Source organism: Pseudomonas sp. D1-36 (assembly GCF_051132205.1).
Lineage (GTDB): Bacteria > Pseudomonadota > Gammaproteobacteria > Pseudomonadales > Pseudomonadaceae > Aquipseudomonas.
This window is the reverse complement of sequence record NZ_CP071674.1, coordinates 89,097-114,324: the sequence shown is the minus strand read 5'-3', so window position 1 is coordinate 114,324 and position 25,228 is coordinate 89,097. Positions and strand designations below refer to the sequence as shown.

At 61.6% G+C, this 25,228-nt stretch carries 25 protein-coding genes; 13 read left to right on the top strand and 12 right to left on the bottom strand.

The window, feature by feature from the left end:
- The first annotated feature begins 62 nt into the window (after positions 1 to 62).
- The 3 genes from ctaD to J3P76_RS00530 all read left to right on the top strand — a co-directional run bounded on the left by ctaD (position 63) and on the right by J3P76_RS00530 (position 3,234).
- Entirely contained in the window at positions 63 to 1,649 is a 1,587-nt protein-coding gene (ctaD, locus tag J3P76_RS00540; protein WP_420765980.1) for a cytochrome c oxidase subunit I, read from the top strand.
- 121 nt (positions 1,650 to 1,770) lie between these two features.
- Entirely contained in the window at positions 1,771 to 2,322 is a 552-nt protein-coding gene (locus J3P76_RS00535) for a cytochrome c oxidase assembly protein (RefSeq protein ID WP_420765981.1), read from the top strand.
- Between the two features lie 24 nt (positions 2,323 to 2,346).
- Positions 2,347 to 3,234, top strand: coding sequence for a cytochrome c oxidase subunit 3 (locus J3P76_RS00530; protein WP_420765982.1), 888 nt, complete (start codon positions 2,347 to 2,349; stop codon positions 3,232 to 3,234).
- A gap of 24 nt (positions 3,235 to 3,258) precedes the next feature.
- Here the strand turns inward: J3P76_RS00530 and J3P76_RS00525 are convergent, their stop codons facing one another.
- Positions 3,259 to 3,462, bottom strand: coding sequence for a twin transmembrane helix small protein (locus J3P76_RS00525; protein WP_420765983.1), 204 nt, complete (start codon positions 3,460 to 3,462; stop codon positions 3,259 to 3,261).
- A gap of 70 nt (positions 3,463 to 3,532) precedes the next feature.
- Here J3P76_RS00525 and J3P76_RS00520 point away from each other — a divergent pair, with 70 nt between their 5' ends.
- From J3P76_RS00520 to J3P76_RS00500, 5 genes are read left to right on the top strand one after another with little or no spacing between them, the layout of a single operon-like run.
- Positions 3,533 to 4,270: an SURF1 family protein gene (locus J3P76_RS00520; protein ID WP_434701395.1), complete on the top strand. Its 738-nt coding sequence runs from the start codon at positions 3,533 to 3,535 to the stop codon at positions 4,268 to 4,270.
- Positions 4,236 to 4,829, top strand: a complete 594-nt coding sequence (locus J3P76_RS00515) for a hypothetical protein (protein WP_434675638.1) — start codon at positions 4,236 to 4,238, stop codon at positions 4,827 to 4,829. Before J3P76_RS00520 ends, J3P76_RS00515 begins: the two co-directional genes overlap by 35 nt.
- A 10-nt stretch (positions 4,830 to 4,839) precedes the next feature.
- Entirely contained in the window at positions 4,840 to 5,919 is a 1,080-nt protein-coding gene (locus J3P76_RS00510; protein ID WP_434701393.1) for a COX15/CtaA family protein, read from the top strand.
- Positions 5,907 to 6,806, top strand: coding sequence for a heme o synthase (gene cyoE / locus J3P76_RS00505; RefSeq protein ID WP_420765987.1), 900 nt, complete (start codon positions 5,907 to 5,909; stop codon positions 6,804 to 6,806). The genes J3P76_RS00510 and cyoE overlap by 13 nt, the downstream gene beginning before the upstream one ends.
- Positions 6,803 to 7,438 carry an SCO family protein gene (locus J3P76_RS00500; RefSeq protein ID WP_434561406.1) on the top strand — a complete coding sequence of 212 codons (636 nt, stop codon included), beginning with the start codon at positions 6,803 to 6,805 and terminating at the stop codon, positions 7,436 to 7,438. Before cyoE ends, J3P76_RS00500 begins: the two co-directional genes overlap by 4 nt.
- 606 nt (positions 7,439 to 8,044) lie before the next feature.
- On the opposite strand, the gene J3P76_RS00495 is transcribed toward J3P76_RS00500, so the two are convergent.
- From J3P76_RS00495 to def, 8 genes are all read right to left on the bottom strand, one after another.
- Positions 8,045 to 10,237: a TonB-dependent receptor gene (locus J3P76_RS00495; protein ID WP_434701392.1), complete on the bottom strand. Its 2,193-nt coding sequence runs from the start codon at positions 10,235 to 10,237 to the stop codon at positions 8,045 to 8,047.
- Positions 10,238 to 10,403: 166 nt separating this feature from the next.
- Positions 10,404 to 11,111 (bottom strand): DUF2459 domain-containing protein, encoded by a 708-nt coding sequence (locus J3P76_RS00490; RefSeq protein ID WP_434608613.1) that lies wholly within the window; start codon positions 11,109 to 11,111, stop codon positions 10,404 to 10,406.
- A 62-nt stretch (positions 11,112 to 11,173) separates the two neighbouring features.
- The gene (locus tag J3P76_RS00485; protein ID WP_434701391.1) at positions 11,174 to 11,416 is read right to left on the bottom strand and encodes a hypothetical protein; all 243 of its coding nucleotides are present in this window, start codon (positions 11,414 to 11,416) and stop codon (positions 11,174 to 11,176) included.
- A 225-nt stretch (positions 11,417 to 11,641) separates the two neighbouring features.
- The gene (locus tag J3P76_RS00480) at positions 11,642 to 11,953 is read right to left on the bottom strand and encodes a tetratricopeptide repeat protein (RefSeq protein ID WP_434701390.1); all 312 of its coding nucleotides are present in this window, start codon (positions 11,951 to 11,953) and stop codon (positions 11,642 to 11,644) included.
- Positions 11,954 to 12,129: 176 nt separating this feature from the next.
- Positions 12,130 to 13,503: a Trk system potassium transporter TrkA gene (gene trkA / locus J3P76_RS00475; protein WP_420765993.1), complete on the bottom strand. Its 1,374-nt coding sequence runs from the start codon at positions 13,501 to 13,503 to the stop codon at positions 12,130 to 12,132.
- A gap of 24 nt (positions 13,504 to 13,527) precedes the next feature.
- Positions 13,528 to 14,838 carry a 16S rRNA (cytosine(967)-C(5))-methyltransferase RsmB gene (gene rsmB, locus J3P76_RS00470; protein ID WP_434608619.1) on the bottom strand — a complete coding sequence of 437 codons (1,311 nt, stop codon included), beginning with the start codon at positions 14,836 to 14,838 and terminating at the stop codon, positions 13,528 to 13,530.
- On the bottom strand, positions 14,835 to 15,794 hold the full coding sequence (gene fmt / locus J3P76_RS00465) for a methionyl-tRNA formyltransferase (RefSeq protein ID WP_434608621.1): 960 nt from the start codon (positions 15,792 to 15,794) through the stop codon (positions 14,835 to 14,837). The genes rsmB and fmt overlap by 4 nt, the downstream gene beginning before the upstream one ends.
- A 71-nt stretch (positions 15,795 to 15,865) precedes the next feature.
- Positions 15,866 to 16,372, bottom strand: coding sequence for a peptide deformylase (gene def, locus J3P76_RS00460; protein ID WP_053126951.1), 507 nt, complete (start codon positions 16,370 to 16,372; stop codon positions 15,866 to 15,868).
- A 155-nt stretch (positions 16,373 to 16,527) separates the two neighbouring features.
- Here def and J3P76_RS00455 point away from each other — a divergent pair, with 155 nt between their 5' ends.
- From J3P76_RS00455 to J3P76_RS00445, 3 genes are all read left to right on the top strand, one after another.
- Positions 16,528 to 17,553 (top strand): LysM peptidoglycan-binding domain-containing protein, encoded by a 1,026-nt coding sequence (locus J3P76_RS00455; protein ID WP_434701389.1) that lies wholly within the window; start codon positions 16,528 to 16,530, stop codon positions 17,551 to 17,553.
- Between the two features lie 80 nt (positions 17,554 to 17,633).
- Positions 17,634 to 18,728, top strand: a complete 1,095-nt coding sequence (gene dprA, locus J3P76_RS00450) for a DNA-processing protein DprA (protein WP_434701388.1) — start codon at positions 17,634 to 17,636, stop codon at positions 18,726 to 18,728.
- A gap of 60 nt (positions 18,729 to 18,788) precedes the next feature.
- Positions 18,789 to 19,346 carry an L-threonylcarbamoyladenylate synthase gene (locus J3P76_RS00445; RefSeq protein WP_434561424.1) on the top strand — a complete coding sequence of 186 codons (558 nt, stop codon included), beginning with the start codon at positions 18,789 to 18,791 and terminating at the stop codon, positions 19,344 to 19,346.
- Between the two features lie 262 nt (positions 19,347 to 19,608).
- Here J3P76_RS00445 and J3P76_RS00440 read toward each other — a convergent pair whose 3' ends face one another.
- Complete coding sequence (locus J3P76_RS00440) at positions 19,609 to 20,586, bottom strand: NADPH:quinone reductase (protein ID WP_434561426.1); 978 nt, start codon at positions 20,584 to 20,586, stop codon at positions 19,609 to 19,611.
- A 162-nt stretch (positions 20,587 to 20,748) separates the two neighbouring features.
- Here J3P76_RS00440 and hemF point away from each other — a divergent pair, with 162 nt between their 5' ends.
- Together hemF and aroE are read left to right on the top strand one after the other, a co-directional pair.
- Positions 20,749 to 21,663, top strand: coding sequence for an oxygen-dependent coproporphyrinogen oxidase (gene hemF / locus J3P76_RS00435; RefSeq protein WP_420766000.1), 915 nt, complete (start codon positions 20,749 to 20,751; stop codon positions 21,661 to 21,663).
- Positions 21,664 to 21,676: 13 nt separating this feature from the next.
- Positions 21,677 to 22,498, top strand: a complete 822-nt coding sequence (aroE, locus tag J3P76_RS00430; protein ID WP_434561428.1) for a shikimate dehydrogenase — start codon at positions 21,677 to 21,679, stop codon at positions 22,496 to 22,498.
- Between the two features lie 79 nt (positions 22,499 to 22,577).
- Here the strand turns inward: aroE and J3P76_RS00425 are convergent, their stop codons facing one another.
- Both J3P76_RS00425 and choX read right to left on the bottom strand, forming a co-directional pair.
- Complete coding sequence (locus tag J3P76_RS00425) at positions 22,578 to 24,146, bottom strand: SulP family inorganic anion transporter (RefSeq protein WP_434701387.1); 1,569 nt, start codon at positions 24,144 to 24,146, stop codon at positions 22,578 to 22,580.
- Between the two features lie 155 nt (positions 24,147 to 24,301).
- Entirely contained in the window at positions 24,302 to 25,222 is a 921-nt protein-coding gene (choX, locus tag J3P76_RS00420) for a choline ABC transporter substrate-binding protein (protein ID WP_434561432.1), read from the bottom strand.
- Positions 25,223 to 25,228 lie beyond the last annotated feature (6 nt).

Genomic DNA, 25,228 nt, shown 5'->3' with positions numbered 1-25,228 from the left:
CGCAACCGGTCGGGGCGCGTTGCCCCGCGCCGTCCAGCCCATTGGTTCGAAGGAGAAAGGACATGAGTGCTGTGATCGATGACCACGGTCATGCCGACCACGCCCACGGCCCCGCCAAGGGCCTGATGCGCTGGGTGCTGACCACCAACCACAAGGACATCGGCACGCTGTACCTGTGGTTCGCGTTCTCCATGTTCCTGCTGGGCGGCTCGTTCGCCATGGTGATCCGCGCCGAGCTGTTCCAGCCCGGTTTGCAGATCGTACAGCCGGAGTTCTTCAACCAGATGACCACCATGCATGGCCTGGTGATGGTCTTCGGCGCGGTGATGCCGGCCTTCGTCGGCCTTGCCAACTGGATGGTGCCGCTGATGATCGGCGCGCCGGACATGGCCCTGCCACGCATGAACAACTTCAGTTTCTGGCTGTTGCCCGCGGCGTTCCTGATGCTGGTCTCGACGCTGTTCACACCGGGGGGTGGGCCGAATTTCGGCTGGACATTCTATGCGCCGCTGTCCACCACCTATGCGCCGGAAAGCGTGACGTTTTTCATCTTCGCCATCCACCTGATGGGCATCAGCTCGATCATGGGCGCGATCAATGTGGTCGCCACCATCCTCAACCTGCGCGCCCCCGGCATGACCTTGATGAAAATGCCGCTGTTCGTCTGGACCTGGCTGATCACCGCGTTTTTGCTGATCGCAGTCATGCCGGTGCTGGCCGGCTGCGTGACGATGATGCTGATGGACATCCACTTCGGCACCAGCTTCTTCAGTGCCGCCGGCGGCGGTGACCCGGTGCTGTTCCAGCATGTGTTCTGGTTCTTCGGCCACCCCGAAGTGTACATCATGATCCTGCCGGCCTTCGGTGCCGTCAGCTCGATCATCCCGGCGTTCTCGCGCAAGCCACTGTTCGGCTACACCTCGATGGTCTACGCCACGGCCGCCATTGCGTTCCTGTCGTTCATCGTCTGGGCGCACCACATGTTCGTGGTCGGCATCCCGCTGGTGGGCGAGTTGTTCTTCATGTACGCGACCCTGCTGATCGCCGTGCCCACCGGGGTGAAGGTGTTCAACTGGGCCAGCACCATGTGGCAGGGCTCGCTGACCTTCGAGACGCCGATGCTGTTCGCCGTGGCGTTCGTGATCCTGTTTTCAATCGGCGGCTTCTCCGGGCTCATGCTCGCCATCGCCCCGGCGGACTTCCAGTACCAAGACACCTACTTTGTGGTCGCGCATTTCCACTACGTGCTGGTGCCCGGCGCGATCTTCGGGATTTTCGCCTCGGCGTACTACTGGCTGCCGAAATGGACCGGCCACATGTACGACGAAACCCTCGGCAAGCTGCACTTCTGGCTCTCGTTCATCGGCATGAACATGGCGTTCTTCCCGATGCACTTCGTGGGCCTGGCGGGCATGCCCCGGCGGATTCCCGACTACAACCTGCAGTTCGCCGACTTCAACATGGTTTCGTCCATCGGCGCGTTCATGTTCGGCACCACGCAGATCTTCTTCCTGTTCATCGTGATCAAGACCATCCGCGGCGGCGAGCCAGCCCCGGCCAAGCCGTGGGATGGCGCCGAAGGGCTGGAGTGGAGCGTGCCGTCGCCGGCGCCCTATCACACGTTTACTACGCCGCCGGAAGTGAAATAGATGACACCGGGGCCTTGTGTGGGAGCGAGCCTGCTCGCGATAGCGGTGTGTATGACACACCGAGTCGCCGCCATCGCGAGCAGGCTCGCTCCCACAGGGTTCTCGGGGAGGAGCGGGAACCATGGCTGATTCAATCTCGCTGAAGAAACTGGTCACCCGCCTGCTGCTGGTAGTGGTGGCCATGTTCATCTTCGGGTTTGCCCTGGTGCCGATCTACGACGTGATGTGCAAGGCGTTCGGCATCAACGGCAAGACCGGTGGGCAGTACGAAGGCGTGCAGACGGTGGATGAATCACGGCAGGTGCGGGTGCAATTCCTGTCGACCAACGCAGTGGACATGGTCTGGGATTTCTACCCCAAGGGCGATCAACTGGTGGTCAAGCCGGGGGCAGTGAACGAAATGGTGTTCGTCGCCCACAATCCCACCGACCGGCCGATGAGCGCCCAGGCAGTTCCGAGCATCTCGCCGAGCACGGCGGCGGCGTATTTCCACAAGACCGAATGTTTTTGTTTTACCCAGCAAGTGCTGCAACCCGGCGAACGCATCGAGATGCCCATGCGCTTCATCGTCGACCGGGACATGCCCAAGGAAGTGAAGCATCTGACGCTGTCCTACACGCTGTTCGATATCACTGCTCGTCATCCTCCGGTGGCTCTAAACACTGACCGATAGCGTGCCCGATAAGGAGAACAATAAATGGCAACTCATGAGCACTACTACGTTCCGGCCCAGAGCAAATGGCCGATCATCGCCACGGTCGGGATGTTCGTCACGGTGTATGGGCTGGCGACCTGGTTCAACGACCTGAAGGCGGCACGCCCGGACTCCAACGGCCCGCTGATCTTTTTCGTCGGCGGCCTGTTGGTGGCCTACATGTTGTTCGGCTGGTTTGGCGCCGTCATCAAGGAAAGCCGCGCCGGGCTGTACAGCGCGCAGCTCGATCGCTCGTTTCGCTGGGGCATGAGCTGGTTCATCTTTTCCGAAGTGATGTTCTTCGTGGCGTTCTTCGGCGCGTTGTTTTACGTACGAGTGGTGTCGGCGCCCGGTCTGGCCGGTGAAGGCAGCAAGGGTTTGTCGGAGATGCTGTGGCCGAACTTCGAATACGTCTGGCCGTTGTTGAACAACCCGGATCCCAAACTCTTCCCACCGCCCAAGGACGTGATCAGCCCTTGGGGCTTGCCGCTGCTCAATACCATCCTGCTGGTCAGTTCCAGCGTCACCGTGACCATCGCCCACCACGCCCTGAAGAAAGGCCATCGCGGCGCATTGAAGGTGTGGCTGGCGATCACCGTGCTGCTGGGTTGCGCGTTCCTGGGCTTCCAGGCCGAGGAATACATCCACGCCTATAAAGAGCTGGGCCTGACGTTGGGCTCGGGGATCTACGGCGCGACGTTCTTCATGCTCACCGGTTTCCACGGCGCCCACGTCACCATCGGCACGATCATCCTGTTCGTGATGCTGATGCGCATCATGCGGGGGCACTTCGACAACGAGCATCAGTTCGGCTTCGAGGCCGCGAGCTGGTACTGGCACTTCGTCGATGTGGTGTGGATCGGCTTGTTCTTCTTCGTCTACATACTCTGAGGCAGCCGTTATCAGGGCGACTCTTTACCAAGGAGCATGCGACACCAACTGGCCGCTGAAAAAGCCCCACGCAATCAAGCCGACGGTCACAGCGGCCAAGGCCACGCGAATTGCCAGGGCGATGACCAGGCGATTGGAATCGCTTTGGTCCTTGACCAGAAAAAACAAGCCGCTGAACAGGCTGGCAACCGTGGCGATCAGCATCAGGGCGATGGCTGCTTTGAGCATTGGAAACACTCCGGGGGGACGCGATGCACGTGAGTATAGCTATCCCGTTCATTAGCCTTAGGGCGGCGCCATGAAAGGCTTCCGGCCGGGCATCGTGCCGTCACTCGTGGTGGCCGTGCTGGTGCCGGTGATGGTGTGCCTGGGGTTCTGGCAAATGAGCCGGGGCGAACAGAAACGTGTGCTCATGGACACTTATGCCGAGCGCCGCGTGGCCAAGCCGATGGACAGCGTCGAGCTTTCGGATACGACGGATCCGGCCTTTCGACCGGTCAGCCTGCGTGGCCAATTCGACGCCGATCACAGCCTGCTCCTGGACAACCGCCAGCACGACGGCAAGGTGGGCGTCGAACTGCTGCAGCCGTTCCTCGATCACGCCAGCGGGCTTTGGCTGCTGGTCAATCGTGGCTGGCTGCCCTGGCCGGATCGCCGCACCCCGCCAGTCTTCAGCACACCTGAACAGACTGTCGACCTTCAAGCCTGGGTCTACGTCGCACCCGGCGCCACGTTCCAACTTCACGCCGACCCGGCAAGCGCACCGTGGCCGCGGCTGGTCACCACCATCGAACCGCAGAAACTCTGGGCAGAACTGGACCGTGGCGGCTTCGCTTACGAACTAAGACAACAAAGCGGCCCCGGCGCCTACCGGACCGATTGGCCGGTGGTTGCCATGGGTCCGGAAAAACACCTCGGCTATGCCGTGCAGTGGTTCGCCATGGCGGCGGCGCTGTTCGGCCTTTTCCTCTATCTCGGATGGCACAACGCAGGGAGACACCATGGGAAGCACCATGAATCCAACCAACACGTCTGAAGCGCCCGATGCACGCAGCCGCCGCAAGGGCCGCGTGCAATTGCTGTTGATTGTGCTGGGCGTGATCGGCCCGATGATCCTCGCCACCGGCATGTACAAATTCCAGTTCTGGGTCCCCGACAGCCGCAGCTACCACGGCGAGTTGATCGGCAACGGCCAGTCTCGCGCCGACATCGGCGTGCAGGCCGACGAGCAGCGCTGGCAGATCCTGGTGACGGCCCCTCAAGAGTGCTCGGTGGACTGCCGCCAGCTGGTCTACCTGGCCCGGCAAGTGCAGATCGGCCTGGGCCGCGAAGCCGGCCGCGCCAGCCATGCCCTGGCCATCGCGCAACCACTGGACAGCGAGTACGACGCCCAGCTGCAGCGCGAATATCCCCAGCTGCAACGCTACCCACTGGATCTGCCTGCCTATCAGAAAGGCGCCCAGGGTTCCGGCGGCGCCCAGCTGTGGATCATCGATCCCCACAGCAACCTAGTGCTGCGCTACGACGCCCGGGTCAAGGGCAAGGATTTGCTCAACGACCTGCGGCACCTGCTGAAACTGTCGAACATCGGATGAGGACATCGACATGGCCAAGCCTGGATTTCGCCTCGCGCTGTTCGCCACGTTGCTGGCATTGATTGTCGTACTGTTAGGCGCCTACACCCGCCTGACTCACGCCGGCCTCGGTTGCCCCGACTGGCCGGGTTGCTACGGATTCATCAGCGTACCCAAGGGCGAAGCCCAACTGGCCCATGCCGAATTGCATTTCCCCGACGCCCCGGTTGAGGCCCATAAAGGCTGGAACGAGATGGTCCACCGGTATTTCGCCGGTGCCTTGGCGCTGATGATTGCCGCGCTGGCCGCCCGGGCCTGGACGAACCGTCGTCACCCTGGCTTGCCATTGAAATTGCCACTGTTTCTCCTCGCCGTTGTGTTCGCGCAAGCGGCGTTCGGCATGTGGACCGTGACGTTGAAGCTCTGGCCTCAAGTCGTCACCGGTCATCTGCTGGGCGGGTTCGCGACGTTGAGCCTGTTGTTTCTGCTTACCCTGAGATTGTCCGGCGTGTTGCCGGCGCTGACCGTGCCCAAGCGCCTGCAACATTGGGCCACGGCCGGGCTGCTGCTGGTGATCGGCCAGATCGCCTTGGGCGGCTGGGTCAGTTCCAACTACGCCGCGGTGGCCTGCATCGACTTCCCCACCTGCCATGGTGAATGGATGCCGCCCGCCGATTTCGCCAACGGCTTTCACCTGACCCAGCACATCGGCCCGAACTACCTGGGCGGGCAACTGGACAGCGACGCCCGTACCGCCATCCATGTGACCCATCGCATCGGCGCGTTACTGGTGACTGTGGTGCTGCTTGGGCTGGCTTGGCAACTGAAAACGGTGGGCATGACCCGACTGGCGGGGCTGGTCCTCACCGCGCTGGTCGCGCAAATTACATTAGGTATAAGCAACGTCGTGTTTCATCTGCCGCTGCCGGTGGCCGTGGCCCACAACGCCGGGGGCGCCGCCCTGCTGCTGACCCTGGTGCTGGTCAATTATCACGCCCGCACCAGCCTGGTCCGGGTACGGCACCACGTCCCGCTGCGCTGGCGCTTCAATCCGCCCAAACACGGCGTCGCCCCCATTACGATTAAAGGAGAGATGCCATGGCAACCTTGACCGGTGAACGCCACAGCCAGGCGATCTGGCGCGATTACCTGGAGCTGACCAAGCCCAAAGTAGTGGTATTGATGCTGATCACCTCGCTGGTCGGCATGTTTCTCGCGACCCGCGCCGGAGTGCCGTGGACGGTCCTTGTATTCGGCAACCTGGGCATCGCGCTGTGCGCAGGTGGCGCGGCCGCGGTGAACCACGTGGTGGATCGGCGTATCGACGCGGTGATGGCCCGCACCCATAAGCGGCCGCTGGCCGAAGGGCGGGTCTCGCCCGCCGCTGCACTGACCTTCGCCCTGGCGCTGGCCGTCGCCGGGCAAGCCATGTTGCTGATCTTTACCAACCCACTGACCGCCTGGCTGACCCTCGCCTCGCTCCTCGGTTACGCCGTGATCTACACCGGCTTCCTCAAGCGGGCAACGCCGCAGAACATCGTCATCGGCGGCCTCGCCGGCGCCGCTCCGCCGCTGCTGGGCTGGGTGGCGGCCACCGGACACGTCAGCGCCGAACCGCTGTTGCTGGTGTTGATCATCTTCGCCTGGACGCCGCCGCACTTCTGGGCCCTGGCGATTCATCGCAAGGAGGAATACGCCAAGGCCGACATCCCGATGCTGCCGGTGACCCACGGCGAGCACTACACCAAGATCCACATCCTGTTGTACACCTTGGTGCTGCTGGCGGTGAGCCTGATGCCGTTCGTGATCCAGATGAGCGGGTTGATCTACCTGGTTTGTGCGCTAGTGCTGGGTGCCCGGTTTCTGCAATGGGCCGTGGTGTTGTACCGTGGCAGTCGGCCGCACGCGGCGATCAATACGTTCAAGTACTCTATCTGGTACTTGTTCCTGCTGTTCATCGCCCTGCTCGTTGATCACTACTTACTGTTGAGCCTATGACTCGAACCCAGAAAACCGTCTTCATCCTCGCGGCCGTGATCGCACTGATCCTCGGCCTGACCATCAACAAGGTGCTGTCCAGCAAAGGCCAGGGTGACCCGACCGCATTGATCGACGCCGGCATCATCCTGCTGCCGCAAAGCCGCAACCTGCCGGATGTGAAAATGACCGACCAGGACGGCCAGCCCGTGGCGATGGATGGGCTGAAAGACAAGTGGAGCCTGCTGTTCTTCGGCTACACCTTCTGCCCGGACATCTGCCCAACCACCCTCGCCCAACTGCGCCAGATCAAAAGCGAACTGCCGCCCGAGGCTGTGGCCAAGTTGCAGGTCGTATTGGTAAGCGTCGACCCGAACCGCGACACCCCCAAGCAACTCAAGCAATACCTGGGTTACTTCGATCCGCAATTCAAAGGCTTGACCGCTTCATCGGTGGAAGACCTGCAGAAACTGGCGAATGCGGTGAGCATCCCGTTCATCCCGGCGGACACCAGCAAACCCAACTACACCGTCGATCACAGCGGCAACCTTGCCGTGATTGGACCGGACGGCAAGCAACGCGGGTTTATTCGGGCGCCGTTGAATAACCAGAAGTTGGTGGCGCAGTTGCCGGAGATGCTCAAGCGCAAATGAAGCCAAGGCGAGGCCACTTGCTTCCTGATAATGCATCTCCCCGTGGCGAGGGAGCTTGCTCCCGCTCGGTTGCGCAGCGACCGCAAAACCGAACGATGCGGTTTGCCTGAGGAAATGCAGGGGCCTGCTGCGCAGGCCAGAGGGAGCAAGCTCCCTCGCCACAGGGGTTAGTGTCGATCCGAACATCCAGCCCAACGCCACGTACTGTGGGAGCGGGCTTGCTCGCGAAAGCGGCGGGTCAGCTTGCATCAATATTGAATGTGACACCCTCTTCGCGAGCAAGCTCGCTCCCACACCGGGCGGCGGTGAACAGAGTATCTGCAACAGCCTCAATCCCCTGTGGGAGCGAGCCTGCTCGCGATGACGCCAGCCCAGACACCGCCCGTGGCGAGGGAGCTTGCTCCCGCTCGGCCGGTCCGACGTCTCGGGCGCAGCAGTCGCAAAACCAGACGATGCGGTTTACCTGAAGAAATGCCGAAATCTGTGGGAGCAAAGCTTGCTCGCGATTGGGGCAGGTCTGTCGATACAGGTTTGGCTGGTCTCCACTATCCGAGCAAGCTTTGCTCCCATGGACGTCGCCAGGGACGCTCCACGTTCCGCTTCTGATCAGAAATCAATAGTCCCAGAAAACTTCACCAAGCGCGGATCACCCTGCGAAAGATAGCCGCCGTTCGCCGAGGCCCAGTAGTTCTTGTCGGTAATGTTTTCCACATTGACGCGCAACGTCAGGTCTTTCTCTACGAATTTCATCTTATAACGTGCGCCCGCGTCGAACCGGTTCCAGGTCGGCAAGCTCAAGTTGTTAGCCTGATCCGCGTACTGCCCGCCCGTGCGCAACATCCTCGCGCTGAGCGCGGCGCCTTCGAGGCCTGGGACATCCCAATCCACGCTGGCATTGAGCTGGAACGTTGGCACGCCAATGGCGTGGTTGCCATCGTTGAAACCGCCCGCAGTTTTTTTGAGTTCGGACGTCATTCGGGTGCCGCCGGCCATCAACCGGAGACCTTCGATGGGCTCGCCGAATACGCTGATCTCCAGCCCTTTGTTGACCTGCTCACCGTCACGCACATAGAGGTTCTGCGCGTTGTCGACGTAGCCATCGGAAGGTTTCTCGATACGGAAAACACCCACGTTGGCACCGAAGGTCTGCATGTCCAGCTTGATGCCCGCTTCCAACTGTTTTGTGCGGCCCGGGGGAAAGGCTTGGCCCAGGTTGGTGATGCCTGAACCGGAAGCCACTGGCCCTTTTGCAAGGCCTTCGATTCGGTTGGCGTAGAGCGACACGTTCTCCACAGGCTTGTAGACAATGCCGTAGACAGGCGTGGTAACGGCTTCATCGTAGGGCGTGCTACGGCTGCCGTCGTTTGCTGGATTGGCTACACCGTTTGAGGTGGTGCCATCGTACTTATAGTTTTCGACACGCAACTGCTGACGACGGACACCATAAGTGACCAGCAATTTGTCATCGAACAAGCCCAACGTGTCGGAAATCGCTAGGCTACGGTTGCGGGTTTTGCCGGTCACCCCGGGATCGCCCATTTCACCGCCGGTGCTGGACACCGCGGTCGGCTTGGGTAGCGTTGGGGTGTCGTAGAGATTGCTGTTGCCGGTAACGGGACGATAGAAAGTGTAGGCGTTTTCCTGCTCGGTCCAGATAGTTGAGCCGCCGATCGCAACCTGGTGGGAAACAGGTCCCGTGTTGAAGCGCCCGTTCAGCCCGCCACTGAACGATGTGTTGTCTTCGTTGTGTGGAATTTCTGAGCCACCGATCGTCGCGACACCGTTATTGCCGACCAGCGTCGGTGTGGCGTATACCCCAGTTTCTCGGGTGTGCTTTACACCGCCAGCCAGGTAGGCGGTCCAGTTTTCGTTCAAGTCCCAATCGCCACGAACCATGCCGAAGGTGTCTTCGGTTTCGGAGTAAGTCCAGTCCTGTCCATAATTGTGACTCGCATCCGGAGCCGTGGGAATGCGCGTGGCGTTGCCGATGTTTACAGAGTTACGCAGTCCATTGATACGCTGTTTCTGGTAGCCGAAATCGGTGGAAACGCGGAAGTCGTCACCTCGATAGTCCAAGCCAGCAACGAACAACTTTGCGCGCTGATCCTGGTTGTCGATCGCTGTTTCACCTTCGCGCTGGCTCAGGTTCAACCTGGCGCCAAACCGATTGTCCTCGCCGAACCGCTGCCCGATATCCAAATGCTCGCCCATGCGGCCATCGGTGCTGATGTCCTGCGTATAGCGACGAGTCGGGACATCCTCCGCGCGCTTGGGCTGCAAATTGACACCGCCCCCAAGACCCGAACCCGTCGGGCTGACGCCGTTGATGAACGCGTTGGGCCCCTTGAACACCTCGACGCGCTCGATCACATCCGTCGACAGAATTTGGCGCGGTAAAACGCCGTACAGCCCGTTGTAGGAAATGTCGTCGCTGGCAAGCGGCAGGCCTCGAATCACGAACACCTGGGATTGGTTACCAAACCCATAGGACTGACGCACCGACGGATCATTGAGCAGCACATCACCCACGTCTTCCGCTTGCTGATCTTCAATCAACTGCGAGGTGTAACTGGTCATCACGAACGGGACATCCATGTTGTCCTGATTGCCCAGCACCCCCATCTGGCCTCCCCTCGCCACCTGCCCCCCCGCATAGGGCGCCGATAACGTGTTGGAATTGGTTTTAATCGCATCGGCAGTAACGTCGGTCACGCCCAATTCAATAGGCGCTGCCGCCTGGGCAAGAAAACTGACTGAGCAGCACGCAGCGAGCAACGTAAGGCGAAATGGAAATAGCATGAGTGAGTACCTGCGGGGAAACGGCCAATGCCGCTAATGCTAATGATTCGCAGATAGATTATCCATACCAACTGACACGATGCTATAAAGATCTGGAAGCGGTTCTGTCGGCATCAAGCGCCTGAATCGCCACAGGGACTGGCTATCAGGAAGGGGAAATTTGCTCTCACTTCCACGCGAGGGGGGATGTGTCGAACCGAACACCGAGCCCAACGCCGCCCACTGTGGGGGCGAGCCCGCAAAAAGCGCCGACCGCTGTCGCTCGGCGCAACTGCGACATGACGTTCCCCGCCGTAATCACCGCTACGGGCGACATTGGGCAGTTGCTCGCGGCCAGCGCCTCTGCGACCCAGGTATTGCAGGTATAAAACAGCGAATAGTGACCCTCGGCCTGGTAGAACCGGCTCTCTCCATACAGGCCAGGCCCGAGCACCACCAAGGTGCCCGTCGCTGAGCGGGTGAAGGTCCCGGCCACGAACGCGAGCAGTCGTCGGTAGCCGTCCTCCGTCACCCGCACCTCGATGACCTCGCTTGCGGTGAAACGCCGCCTCGGGTCCCCGTCAATTTTGACCGCATGCAGCACGGTTGCCGTCGACCCGAACAAGGCTCCCAGGGCGAGGCTCAAGGTGGCTTGTGGGGCTCGGTAGAAATCCTCGTCACCCCAGCCGAACTCAACGAAGTCGCCTTCGCTGAATGCTTCGACCAGTGCGGGAAGCACTTGAAGCAGATCGGAGCGCGCAATCACCAACCCAGTATGCAGGCCATGATTCACCACATAGAAGGACCGCCAACCGCCACCCTCGCCCCTCGGCGGGTCCGACGCGCTAGCGCAGCCGAACAGCGTGAGGACCAGGGCCAACACTGCAATGCGCATACACAGGGACCACTTAAGGGAACGGATTTATTACCTGATATTAATCCATCCGTCATCCCCCCTCAGCCAACCTCCTCAAACCGCCGCCGCTTCATGAACAACCCCATCCCTATCACCACGGCAAAAACCGACAGCAACCCCAGATCAAATCCCAACACACGGGTCTGACCTGCCACAAAACAGCCAACCGCACCCGCAGCCATCAACACCACGCCTAGCCACTTGCGTAGCAGATAGGGCTTGAGGAATCGATCAAGCAGAAAGGACACCACCAAGGCAATGGCCAATTGAGTAATTTCGGACATGTATGTCTCCGGTCAGGTCTTGGTGATCAGTATCGAGAGGGTGCGTTGGGGGCCGATGCTGAAGCGGTGAAAGCCTGTCAGTAAGCAGCCAGACAGATCGTGTTGGCTGCTTGATGGGCTGGTATTGAGAACGCGGCAGGCTTTTTTGTGAGTGCTGCGCACTGGAGCGCCAGCCCGGTCAAGCGGGAGCAAGCTCCCTCGCCACAAAAGCAGTTTTGTGTGGATTCAGGAGTGGCGATCCAGTTTTTTGAGGAACACGGTCATTTCCTTTTCAGCCTGTTTGTCGCCATGAGCCCGTGCGGCCTCCAACCCTTGTTCCCAGGCTTGGCGGGCTGCGGCGGCGTCGCCTTGGCCTTGGTGGGCCTTGCCCAGTAGTTTCCATGCGGCGGAGTACTTCGGGTCGAATTCGACGCAGCGTTGGAGGTGTTCGGCGGCGCGGGGGAATTCGCCTAGGTCTAGGTAGCCTTTGCCGAGGCCGAAGCGCAGGAGGGCGCTGTCCATGCCCTTGGCGAGCATTTTTTCCAGGGAGTCGAGCATGGGGCGTCCTTATCTGTTGTGTCAGTGATGGATCTGCTGGGAGTTAGATAGCTTTCGCGAGCAGGCTCGCTCCCACAGTGGATCTCGGTCGATCACAATATTTGTGAACGACAGCGAACCCTTGTGGGAGCGAGCTTGCTCGCGATGAGGCCATGACTGCCACCGCACAGCCTGGATCAGAAAAAGCTCAACCCCACATGGAACAGCTTCTCCACATCACGAATGTGCTTCTTATCCACCAGGAACAGGATCACATGGTCGCCGGTCTGGATCACGGTATCGTCGTGGGCGATGAGCACTTCTTCGTCGCGGATGATGGCGCCGATGGTGGTGCCGGGCGGCAGGCCGATGTCGCGGATGGCTTTGCCGATGACTTTGCTGGATTTGGCGTCGCCATGGGCAATCGCCTCGATGGCTTCGGCCGCGCCGCGGCGCAGGGAGTGGACGCTGACGATGTCGCCGCGGCGCACGTGGGCCAGCAAGGTGCCGATGGTTGCCAGTTGCGGGCTGATGGCGATGTCGATGTCGCCGCCCTGGATCAGGTCGACGTAGGCCGGGTTGTTGATGATGGTCATGACCTTCCTGGCCCCCAGGCGCTTGGCCAGGAGCGAGGACATGATGTTGGCTTCGTCATCGTTGGTCAGGGCCAGGAAGATGTCGGCGTCGGCGATGTTTTCTTCCAGCAGCAGGTCGCGGTCGGAGGCGCTGCCCTGCAGCACCACGGTGCTGTCGAGGGTGTCGGAGAGGTAGCGGCAGCGTGCCGGGTTCATCTCGATGATCTTGACTTGGTAGCGGCTTTCGATGGCTTCGGCCAGGCGTTCGCCGATCTGGCCGCCGCCGGCGATGACGATGCGTTTGTAGTTTTCGTCGAGGCGGCGCATTTCGCTCATGACCGCGCGAATATTCGCTTTGGCGGCGATGAAGAAGACTTCGTCATCGGCTTCGATCACGGTGTCGCCCTGGGGCAGGATCGGCCGGTCACGGCGGAAAATCGCTGCCACGCGGGTCTCGACATTGGGCATGTGCTCGCGCAATTGGCGCAGTTGCTGGCCCACCAGCGGTCCGCCGTAGTAGGCCTTGACCGCCACCAGTTGCGCCTTGCTCTCGGCAAAATCGATCACTTGCAGGGCACCGGGGTGTTCGATCAGGCGCTTGATGTAGTTGGTCACCACCTGCTCGGGGCTGATCAGCACGTCCACCGGGATCGCTTCGTTGTCGAACAGGTCGGCGCGGGTCAGGTAGGCCCCTTCGCGAACCCGGGCGATTTTGGTCGGGGTGTGAAACAACGTGTGGGCGACCTGGCAGGCGACCATGTTGGTTTCGTCGCTGTTGGTCACCGCCACCAGCATGTCGGCGTCGTCGGCGCCGGCCTGGCGCAATACCGTCGGCAAGGAGCCGCGCCCTTGTACCGTACGAATGTCGAGACGGTCGCCGAGGTCGCGCAGGCGTTCGCCGTCGGTGTCGACCACGGTGATGTCGTTGGCCTCGCTGGCGAGGTGTTCCGCCAGCGAGCCGCCAACCTGCCCTGCACCCAGGATGATGATTTTCATCCAGTCACTCCTATCGAATCGGTTTTAACCGCGTGCGGCGGCGATTTTGATCAGCTTGGCGTAATAGAACCCGTCGTGCCCGCCGTCCTGGGCCAACAACTGCCGGCCATGGGGCTGCTTGATGCCAGCCTGGGTGGCAATGTCCAGCTCACGGGCACCCGGCGTGCGAGCGAGGAATGCTTCGATCACTTCGGTGTTTTCCGTCGGCAAAGTCGAGCAGGTGGCGTAGAGCAGCATGCCGCCCACGTCCAGGGTCGACCACATGGCATCAAGCAGTTCGCCTTGCAACACGGCCAATGCGGCAATGTCGTCCGGCTGCCGGGTGAGCTTGATGTCCGGATGGCGACGGATCACGCCGGTGGCCGAGCAAGGTGCGTCCAACAGGATGCGCTGGAACGGCTTGCCGTCCCACCACGCAGCCGTGTCGCGACCGTCGGCGGCGAATAGTTCGGCGTCCAGGCCCAGGCGCTCAAGGTTTTCCTTCACTCGCACCAGGCGCTTGGCTTCCAGGTCCACGGCCACCACGCCGGCCAGTTTCGGCTCGGCCTCGAGGATGTGACAAGTCTTGCCACCCGGCGCGCAACAGGCGTCCAGCACCCGTTGGCCGGGCGCCAGCTCCAGCAGGTCGGCGGCCAATTGCGCGGCTTCGTCCTGGACGCTGATCCAGCCCTCGGCGAAGCCCGGCAGTGCACGCACATCGCCGGGAGTTTCCAGCACGATGCCGTCGCGGCTGTACTGGCACGGGATGGCCGGGATGCCCGCCTCGCCCAGCAACGCCAGGTAGGCATCGCGGGTATGGTGGCGACGGTTGACCCGCAGGATCATCGGCGGGTGGGCATTGTTCGCCGCGCAGATGGCTTCCCATTGCTCGGGCCAGAAGGCCTTGAGGGATTTCTGCAACCAGCGCGGGTGGGCGGTGCGCACCACCGGGTCGTGTTCCAGTTCACCCAGCAGAGTTTCGCTTTCCCGTTGGGCGCGGCGCAGCACGGCATTGAGCAGGGCCTTGGCCCAGGGCTTTTTCAGCTTGTCGGCGCAGCCCACGGTTTCGCCGATGGCGGCGTGGGCGGGGACGCGGGTGTAGAGCAGTTGATAGAGCCCCACCAGCAGCAGCGCTTCGACGTCGGCATCGGCGGCCTTGAACGGCTTCTGCAACAGCTTGGCAGCCAGGGCCGACAGCCGCGGCTGCCAACGGGCGGTGCCGAACGCCAGGTCTTGGGTGAAACCGCGATCACGGTCCTCAACCTTGTCCAGCTGCGCCGGCAGGGAACTGTTCAGCGAGGCTTTCCCGCTGAGTACAGCGGCAAGTGCCTTGGCGGCAGCCAAACGGGGATTCATGAAGCGTCCGCCGCTTGGCCGAGGACGGTGCCGATGGCAAATTTCTCACGACGGCTGTTGAACAAGTCGCTGAAGCCCAGCGCCTTGCCGCCGGGCAATTGCAGACGTGTCAGACACAATGCTTGATCGCCACACGCGACAACGAGGCCGTCCTTGCTGGCACTGAGGATTTCTCCCGGTGCGCCCTTCCCTTCGGCGCAACTGGCCGCCAGCACTTTCAGGGCTTCGCCGTTCAAGGTGCTGTGGCAGATCGGCCAAGGGTTGAAGGCGCGCACCAGCCGTTCCAGCTCAACGGCCGGGCGGCTCCAGTCGATGCGGGCTTCGTCCTTGTTCAGTTTGTGCGCGTAGGTGGCGAGGCTGTCATCCTGCACTTCGCCTTCCAGCGTGCCGGCGGCCAGGCCGGCAATGGCCTGGACCACCGCTGGCGGGCCGATCAGCGCGAGGCGGTCGTGCAGGCTGCCACCGGTGTCTTCGGCGCCAATGGGGGTGCTGACCTTGAGCAGCATCGGCCCGGTGTCCAGGCCTGCTTCCATGCGCATGACGGTCACGCCGCTCTCGGCATCGCCCGCCTGCACGGCGCGCTGGATCGGCGCGGCACCGCGCCAGCGCGGCAGCAGCGAGGCGTGGCTGTTTATGCAACCCAGGCGCGGGATATCCAGCACCACTTGCGGCAGGATCAGGCCGTAGGCAACCACCACCATCAAATCCGGCTCCAGCGCCGCCAGTTCTGCTTGGGCCTGGGCATCGCGCAGGGTCGGCGGTTGCAGGACTTGCAAGCCGTGCTCCAAGGCAAGCTGCTTGACCGGGCTGGGCATCAGTTTCTGTCCGCGACCGGCAGGACGATCCGGCTGGGTATAGACCGCGACAATTTCATGGGGGCTGGCCAGCAGGGCCTTGAGGTGTTCGGCGGCAAATTCGGGAGTGCCGGCAAAGACGATGCGCAGTGGCTCAGTCATGGGAAGCTCTCAGTTACAAAGCAGTCGCAAAAAGAAAAAGGCTTGCCGCGGCAAGCCTTTGAAGAGGGGCATCAAGCGTTCTGGCGATGGATCTTCTCCAGTTTTTTCTTGATCCGGTCACGCTTGAGATTAGACAGGTAATCGACGAACAGCTTGCCGTTGAGGTGGTCGCATTCATGCTGGATGCACACCGCCAGCAGGCCTTCGGCGATCAACTCGTAAGGCTGGCCGTCGCGGTCCAGGGCTTTGATCTTGACCTTCTGCGGACGGTCGACGTTTTCGTAGAAGCCCGGCACCGAAAGGCAGCCTTCCTGGTACTGCTCCATCTCGTCGGTGAGCGTTTCGAACTCGGGGTTGATGAACACCCGGGGCTCGCTGCGGTCTTCGGAGAGGTCCATGACGACGATACGCTTGTGCACGTTGACCTGGGTCGCGGCGAGGCCGATGCCTGGCGCCTCATACATTGTTTCAAACATGTCATCGACCAGCTGACGCACTTCGTCGTCCACTACAGCCACCGGTTTGGCGATAGTGCGCAGGCGCGGGTCCGGAAATTCGAGAATGTTCAAAATGGCCATAAGCTTGATAAATGCACGTGTGAAGTAAAGTCGGGTGGCTTGCCTGGCGTGTATTGGGATGCAGGCTACCGTTGTAAAACGTTGCTCTTGAAACAGAGCGAGCCACGGGGGCTCTGGCGTTTTACGCGTACGCACATAATAAAGGGATTCACCGCATGAGGAAATCACTACTCGCCCTGCTGCTCCTGGCTTCGGCCGGTATCGCGCACGGGCAAGTGCAACTTCGGGAAGGTTTTCCCCAGCAATACACAGTGGTGACGGGTGACACGCTGTGGGACATTTCCGGCAAATACCTGCGCGAACCATGGAAATGGCCCGAGCTGTGGCAGGCCAACCCGCAGATCGAAAACCCCAACCTGATCTACCCCGGCGACACCCTGTCGCTGGTCTACATCAACGGCCAGCCGCGCCTGACCCTCAATCGCGGCACCTCACGCGGCACCATCAAGCTGTCGCCTCGCATTCGCAGTTCACCGGTGGCTGACGCGATCCCGAGCATTCCGCTGCAGGCCATTAACAGTTTTTTGCTGAGCAACCGCATCGTTGACACGGCGGAAGATTTCAACAAGGCACCCTACGTCGTTGCAGGCGACGCCGAACGAGTGCTCAGCGGCACCGGCGACCGGATCTTCGCCCGCGGCAACTTCGACACAAGCCAGCCGGCCTACGGCATCTTCCGCCAGGGTAAGGTCTACACCGATCCCGAGACCAAGGAGTTTCTGGGCATCAATGCCGATGACATCGGCAGCGGTGAAATCGTTGCCACCGAAGGCGATGTCACGACACTGGCCCTGCGACGGACCACGCAAGAGGTACGCCTGGGCGATCGCCTGTTCAGCGGCGAAGAGCGCTCGATCAATTCGACTTTCATGCCCAGCGCGCCGAAATCGGACATCCAGGGGCTCATCCTCGACGTACCCCGTGGCGTAACGCAGATCGGCGCGATGGACGTGGTGACGCTGAACAAGGGGCGGCGCGACGGGCTGGTTGAGGGCAACGTTCTGGCCGTGATGAAGACCGGCGAAACCGTGCGTGACCGTATTACCGGTGCATCGGTAAAAATCCCGGACGAACGCGCCGGCCTGCTGATGGTATTCCGCACCTACGACAAACTCAGTTATGGCCTGGTGCTGTACGCCTCGCGATCGCTGGCGATACTCGACAAGGTGCGCAATCCGTAACGTGTCTCACAAGTTACCAACAGAGTTATCCACAGCTTGTTCCCGCTTGAACGGGGCTATAACGATCAAGGATTGATCACATGCCATTGCCTGAATCTGCTTCGGTTCCGCCTGCGGAACTAGAGGCCCGTCTGCGCTTGCATCGCTTGCCGGAACTGGGGCCTAAACGTTTCATGACCCTGATGGAGGCTTTTGGCCCAGCGTCCAAAGCCATCAGCGCACCGGCCAGCGCATGGCGGGCGCTGGGGTTGCCGGCCACGTGCGCCGAGGCCCGACGCGCCCCGCAAATACGCGACGGTGCCGCCCACGCACTGGCCTGGCTAGACGGTCCGGCCCAGCATTTATTGATGTGGGACCAGCCTGACTACCCCGCTTTGCTCGCTCAGATCAGCGACGCGCCCCCGCTGCTGATGGTCGCGGGCGACGCCTCGATCCTGGAAAAACCGCAGCTGGCCATGGTCGGCAGTCGCCGGGCATCCCGCCCGGGCATGGATACGGCGGCGGCATTTTCTCGAAGCCTGGCCGGCGCCGGTTTTGTCATTACCAGCGGCCTGGCCTTGGGCATCGACGCCGCTGCCCATCAAGCGGCACTGGATGTCGGCGGGCAAACCATCGGCGTGCTGGGCACCGGCCTCGAAAATTTTTATCCACAGCGCAATCGACGGCTGGCGGAGGCAATGATTGCCCAGGGCAGCGCGGTGATATCGGAGTTTCCGCTGGACGCAGCGCCCAACGCCGGCAACTTCCCGCGTCGAAACCGGATCATCAGCGGCTTATCCCTCGGCGTGCTCGTGGTCGAAGCCAGTGTCGCGAGCGGTTCGCTGATCACCGCCCGGCTGGCGGCGGAACAGGGTCGCGAGGTGTATGCCATTCCAGGGTCGATTCATCATCCTGGGGCCAGAGGTTGTCACCAACTGATCCGCGACGGGGCGGCGCTGGTGGAAACTGTCGAGCACATTCTCGAAGCGTTGCGCGGTTGGCAGCGGCTGCCGCTGGCCGCCGAGGCTGTGCCCGTGACCCATCCGCTGCTGCGCCTGCTGCATGCCGCACCGCTGAGCAGCGAGGCGTTGGCCGACGCCAGCGGCTGGGGTCTGCCCAAGGTGCTGGCGGCGTTGACCGAGCTGGAAATGGAGGGACGCGCCATTTGTGACAGCGGTCGTTGGTTCGCACGCTAGGTTTTATGGGGAAGATCGGTAAACTGCCCACAGCCTTATTTGCGTTGCGGAGAATGTTTCATGGTCAACAGTTGGCGTGTGCAACAAGCCGCGCGAGAAATTCGCGCCGGGGCGGTGATTGCCTATCCAACCGAAGCGGTCTGGGGCCTGGGTTGCGATCCGTGGAACGAGGATGCGGTGGAGCGTCTGTTGGCTATCAAGTCCCGAAGGCCCGACAAGGGCTTGATACTCGTGGCTGACAACATTCGCCAGTTCGACTTTCTGTTCGAAGACTTCCCCGAAACCTGGATGGACCGCATGGCCAGCACCTGGCCGGGGCCCAATACCTGGCTGGTGCCGCACCAGGATCTGTTGCCGGAGTGGATCACCGGCGTGCATGACACCGTTGCGCTGCGGGTCAGCGATCATCCAATCGTCCGTGACTTGTGCTCGTTGATCGGCCCGCTGGTCTCCACGTCGGCCAACCCACAAGGCCGGCCGGCGGCGCGCACGCGCATCCGCGTCGAACAGTATTTCCGCGGCCAGCTCGATCTGGTGCTGGGCGGTAACCTGGGCGGGCGCAAGAACCCGAGCGTGATTCGTGATTTGGCGACGGGCAAGGTGGTGCGCCCGGACTGACTTATTGTCAGCACACAATCAACTGTGGGAGCGAGCCTGCTCGCGAAGGCGTCAGGTCAGCCAGCATCGATGTTGGCTGATACACCGCTTTCGCGAGCAGGCTCGCTCCCACAGGGTTTTGTGTTCACGCAGTATTTATGAACAAAGCAACTGTGGGAGCGAGCTTGCTCGCGATGGCGTCAGGTCAGTCAGCATAGATGTTGACTGATACACCGCTATCGCGAGCAAGCTCGCTCCCACCGGTCTTTTAGCGGCCACTGGATCAGGGCAGGAGGATCGTCGACCCCGTCGTCCGCCGCGCCGACAATTCGGTATGCGCCTTGGCCGCTTCAGCCAGCGGGAATCGCTGATTGATATCCACGCTGAGCTTGCCACTGGCGATCATCCCGAACAGCTCATCGGCCATGCGCTGCAGGTTTTCGGCATTGTTGGCGTAGGTCGCCAGGGTCGGGCGGGTGACGTACAGCGAGCCCTTGGCCGAGAGAATCCCCAGGTTCACGCCGTCCACCGCACCAGAAGCATTGCCGAAGCTCACCACCAGGCCACGCGGCGCCGTGCAATCCAACGACGTCAGCCAAGTGTCTTTGCCAACCCCGTCGTACACCACTGGGACTTTCTTGCCGTCAGTCAATTCCAGCACGCGCTGTACGACGTTTTCCTTGCTGTAGTCGATGACTTCCCAGGCGCCATGGGATCTGGCGATGGCGGCTTTTTCCGCCGAGCTGACAGTGCCGATCAGTTTTACGCCCAAAGCCTTGGCCCATTGGCAGGCCAAGGAGCCCACGCCACCGGCGGCGGCGTGGAACAGAACAGTCTCGCCGCCCTTGAGCTCGTAAGTCTGACGCAGCAGGTATTGCACGGTCAGGCCTTTGAGCATTACCCCGGCAGCCTGTTCGAAGCTGATGGCCTCGGGCAAGTGGACCAGATTGGCCTCGGGCAATACGTGGACATCGCTGTACGCCCCCAGCGGACCACTGCCGTAGGCGACGCGGTCACCGACCTTGAAACGCGTGACGTCCGAACCAACGGCCTCGACCACACCCGCGCCCTCCGCACCGAGCCCCGACGGCAAGGCCGGTGGCGGATAAAGGCCACTGCGGTAATAGGTGTCGATGAAGTTCAGGCCGATGGCCTTGTTGCTCACGCGGACCTGTTGCGGAGCGAGCTCGGCGGGCTGGTAATCCACGAACTCAAGTACGTCTGGGCCGCCGTGGGAACTGAACTGGATGCGTTTGGCCATCTTCACTTTCTCCTTATTGTGTGACTTTTACCAAGCCTGCTATCGGACTCCTAAGCTTGATCCACGTCAACTGTGGTGTGGGCGGATGCGGTGTTATCCTGTGCGCCCATTTTGCCGGCGGCCTTGTACGCCGAGCAGCGTAGCCCTGATCAAGGTGATGTCATGACTACTCGCACCGAGGCCGTGAAAGCCTATCTGCTGGACCTGCAAGACCGCATCTGCGCGGCACTGGAAACCGAGGACGGTGGCACTCGCTTCGTCGAGGACGCCTGGACCCGGCCAGCCGGAGGTGGCGGTCGTACGCGAGTGATCGAAAACGGCACGGTGATCGAAAAGGGCGGCGTCAACTTTTCCCACGTCTTCGGCAGCGGTCTCCCACCGTCAGCCAGTGCCCACCGGCCTGAGCTGGCCGGGCGCGGCTTCGAAGCCCTGGGCGTGTCACTGGTTATCCACCCCCACAACCCCCATGTGCCGACGTCCCACGCCAACGTGCGCTTTTTCATCGCCGAAAAGGAAGGCGAGGAGCCGGTCTGGTGGTTTGGCGGTGGCTTCGACCTGACGCCTTATTACGGCGTGGAAGAAGATTGCGTGCATTGGCACCGCATTGCCCAGCAAGCCTGCGAACCGTTCGGCCCGGATATCTATTCGCGCTACAAGGCCTGGTGCGACAGCTACTTCCACATCAAGCACCGCAACGAGCCCCGGGGCATCGGCGGCCTGTTCTTCGATGACCTGAACGAGTGGGACTTCGACACCAGCTTCGCCTTCATGCGCGCCATTGGCGATGCCTACATCGATGCGTACCTGCCAATCGTGCGACGTCGCAAGGATGACAAGTTCACGGCCAAGCAGCGGGAATTCCAGGAGTTCCGCCGTGGACGCTACGTGGAATTCAACCTGGTCTATGACCGAGGCACGCTGTTTGGCCTGCAATCGGGCGGGCGTACCGAGTCGATCCTGATGTCCCTGCCGCCGCAGGTCCGCTGGAGTTATGACTGGAAAGCCGAACCGGGCAGCGAAGAGGCTCGCCTGACCGAGTACTTCCTGCAGGATCGCGATTGGCTGGCCACGGTCTGAACGGGGATTATCAATGGACCGCTACGTTGTAATGGGTAACCCGATCGGCCACAGCAAGTCGCCAATGATCCATCGCCTGTTTGCCGAGCAGACCGGGCAGGTGCTGGACTACAGCACGTTGCTGGCACCCTTGGAGGATTTTGCCGGTTGCGCCCGGGAATTTTTCCGCGAGGGCCGTGGGGCGAACGTCACCGTGCCGTTCAAGGAAGACGCCTTCCGCCTGGCTGACAGCTTGACCGACCGGGCGCAGCGCGCCGGGGCGGTCAACACCTTGAGCAAACTGGTCGACGGCCGCCTCTTGGGCGACAACACCGACGGTGCGGGGCTGGTGCGGGACCTGACCGTCAACGCCGGTTTCAGCCTCAAGGGCAAGCGCATCCTCTTGCTCGGCGCCGGCGGTGCGGTGCGCGGCGCCTTGGAACCGCTGCTGGCCGAAGCACCGGCGTCGGTGATCATCGCCAATCGGACGGTGGAAAAAGCCGAGTTGCTGGCTGAGCTGTTCGCCGACCTGGGCCCGGTCTCGGCCAGTGGTTTTGATTGGTTGAAGGAGCCGGTAGACCTGGTCATCAACGCCACGTCCGCCAGCCTGACGGGCGATGTACCGCCGATTGCCGCAAGCCTGATCGAGCCGGGCCAGACGTTCTGCTACGACATGATGTACAGCAAGGAGCCGACATCCTTCTGCCGCTGGGCCCGAGAACATGGCGCGGCGGTGGCGATGGACGGCCTGGGCATGCTGGCCGAGCAGGCGGGCGAAGCGTTCTACCTGTGGCGCGGGGTACGCCCGGATACGGCGCCGGTGCTGGCCGAGTTGCGTCGTCAGTTGGCGCTATAAGACTGACAGACCCTCTAGGGCTGCTTTGCAGCCCAGCGGGAGCAAGCTCCCTCGCCACTGAGTATGTCTGCCTTGTGTCCTATTCTTCGAAGTGAATCGGGCACGCCTGCGCTCCTTCCAGTTTCAGCAGTTCCTCCACCACCTGCGGTCTTGCCCCACGCAAGGTCAGGCTACGCCCCTGGCCGCGCAACCGCCGGGCTTCCTGATGGAGCATTTCCACGCCCGAATAATCGATGAAGTTGATCTGCTGGGCGTCGATCACCACCCGTTGCGCCTGCATACGCTGCAAACGCACCTGCAAATAATGACTGGCGCCGAAAAAGATCGAGCCGCCCACCCGCAAGATGTCCGCCTCGCCTTCGCGGCTATGGTATACACGTGGCTGGGAGGTGCGCTTGAGGTAGAAAAACAGCGAGGCGAGCACGCCGGCGTAGATAGCGGTTTGCAATTCCAGCAACAGCGTGGCCAGGCAGGTCAGGCCCATGACCAGGAATTCGGAGCGACTCACCCGGTACAAAGCCCGGATGCCGCGATGGTCCACCAGGCCCCAGGCGATCAGCAGGATGCTGCCGGCCATGGCGGGAATCGGAATGTGCGCGATCAATTTCGCGCCGGCAACGGCAAACAGCGCTACCCACAATGCCGAAAACATCCCGGCCAGGGGCGAGCAGGCGCCAGCCTCGTAGCTGAGGCCCGAGCGAGTGAAGGAACCGGCTGACAACGATCCTGCGAAAAGACCTCCAACAATATTGGAAAGACCCTGCGCCCTCACCTCCTGATTCGCATCGAGCAACTGCCCGGAGCGGACCGACAGCGACCGGGCAATGGACAGACTGGTCACCAGCCCGAGCATGCCCACCGCCACGGCACCGGGCAACAGGCGCAAGATCAATTCCAGGTCCAGCGGCAGCGGTGTGAACGGCGGCAGGCGCCCGACAAAGGCGCTAACCAACGCCACATGCCCGAACATCGCCGGCCACACCCAGACCACCAGGCTGCTGATGACCAAAGTTATCAACAGGCTTGGCCAGCGTGGCAGCAAGCGCTTGAGCACAATGCCCAGCGCCAGGGTGCCCAGTCCCAACAACAGCGAAGGCTTATCCACAGCTGCGATGTGGTTGAACAACATAAGCAAGCTTTTCAACGCCGTGGCTTCGTTCGGCAGGTCCAGGCCCAGCAGGTTCGGCAGTTGCCCCAAGGCAATGACCACCGCTGCGCCCAAGGTGAAACCCAGCACCACCGAATGCGAGACAAAATTGACCAGCGCCCCGAACCGCAACAACCCGAGCAGCCATTGGAAAATACCCGCCAAGACCGTCAGCAAGAGGATCAGCGTGATGTAGTCCTGGGTTGCCGGAACGGCCAGGGGACTGACCGTGGCGTACAGGACAATGGAGATCGCCGCCGTAGGACCGCAGATCAAATGCCACGACGAACCCCACAGGCAGGCGATCAGCACCGGCACGATCGCCGCGTACAGTCCGTACTCGGGTGGCAATCCGGCAATCAGGGCGTAGGCAATGGACTGCGGCAGCGCGAGGATCGCACCGCTGAGGCCGACAACCAGGTCACGGCCGACACTGGCGCGCGTCTGCCGGGGTAGCCAGCTCAGGAATGGAAACAGCGAATGGCGCGTGGGGATTGCCATGGGGCCTCAAGAATGGGGTTTGGCGCAAGAGTATCAGGTGAACCAACGTGGCGAGGGAGCTTGCTCCCGCTGGACTGCGCAGCAGGCCCGATTCTGCGGCCGCTGCGCGACCGAGCGGGAGCAAGCTCCCTCGCCACAAGGGCCCGGCGCAGCTGTCAGAGCTTGGCCTTCACCGCCGCCAGCGCGTCCTTACCGTCAACGGTCTTCACGCCATCCAGCCATTTATCCAGCACCGTTGGATTAGCCTTGATCCAGGCCTTGGCCGCGTCGGCGTTGCTGACTTTCTTGGTCACCACCTCAGCCATGATGCTGTTTTCCATTTCCTGGGTGAAGCTCAGGTTGGTCAGCAGTTTGCCAACGTTCGGGCAGGCCTGTGCATAACCTTTGCGCGTCAAGGTGTACACGCTGCCGGTGTCGCCGAAATATTTCTCGCCGCCCTTGAGGTAGTGCATCTTCAGCTGCACGTTCATCGGGTGCGGGGTCCAGCCGAGGAAGGTCACGAACTTCTGTTTTTTCACCGCCCGGGAGACTTCCGCCAACATGGCCTGTTCGCTGGACTCCACCAGCTTCCATTCGCCCATGCCGAAATCGTTGGTCTTGATGATTTCTTTCAGGGAAAGGTTGGCCGGGGCACCGGACCCGATGCCGTAGATCTTCTTGTCGAACTTGTCCGCGAATTTGTTCAGGTCGGCAAAGTTATGCACGCCTGCGTCCCAGACATAATCGGGCACCGCCAGGGTGAATTCAGTGCCATCAAGGTTCTTGGCGAGTTGCGTAACATCACCGTTGGCCACGAATTTGTCATAGAAGCCCTGCTGCGCCGGCATCCAGTTACCCAGGAACACATCGACCTGACCATCTTTCAGGCCGCCAAACGTAATCGGCACGGCAAGCGTATCGACCTTGGGCTTGTAACCCATGCCTTCCAGCAGGAAACCGGTGATGGCGTTGGTCGCAGCGATGTCGCTCCAGCCCGGGTCAGCCATTTTGACCGTCTCGCAGCTTTGCTCGGCCCACGCCGAAACACTGCTCAACGCCAACAGCCCGGCGGCCAGTACTGTGGATAACTTTTGCATGTGCTT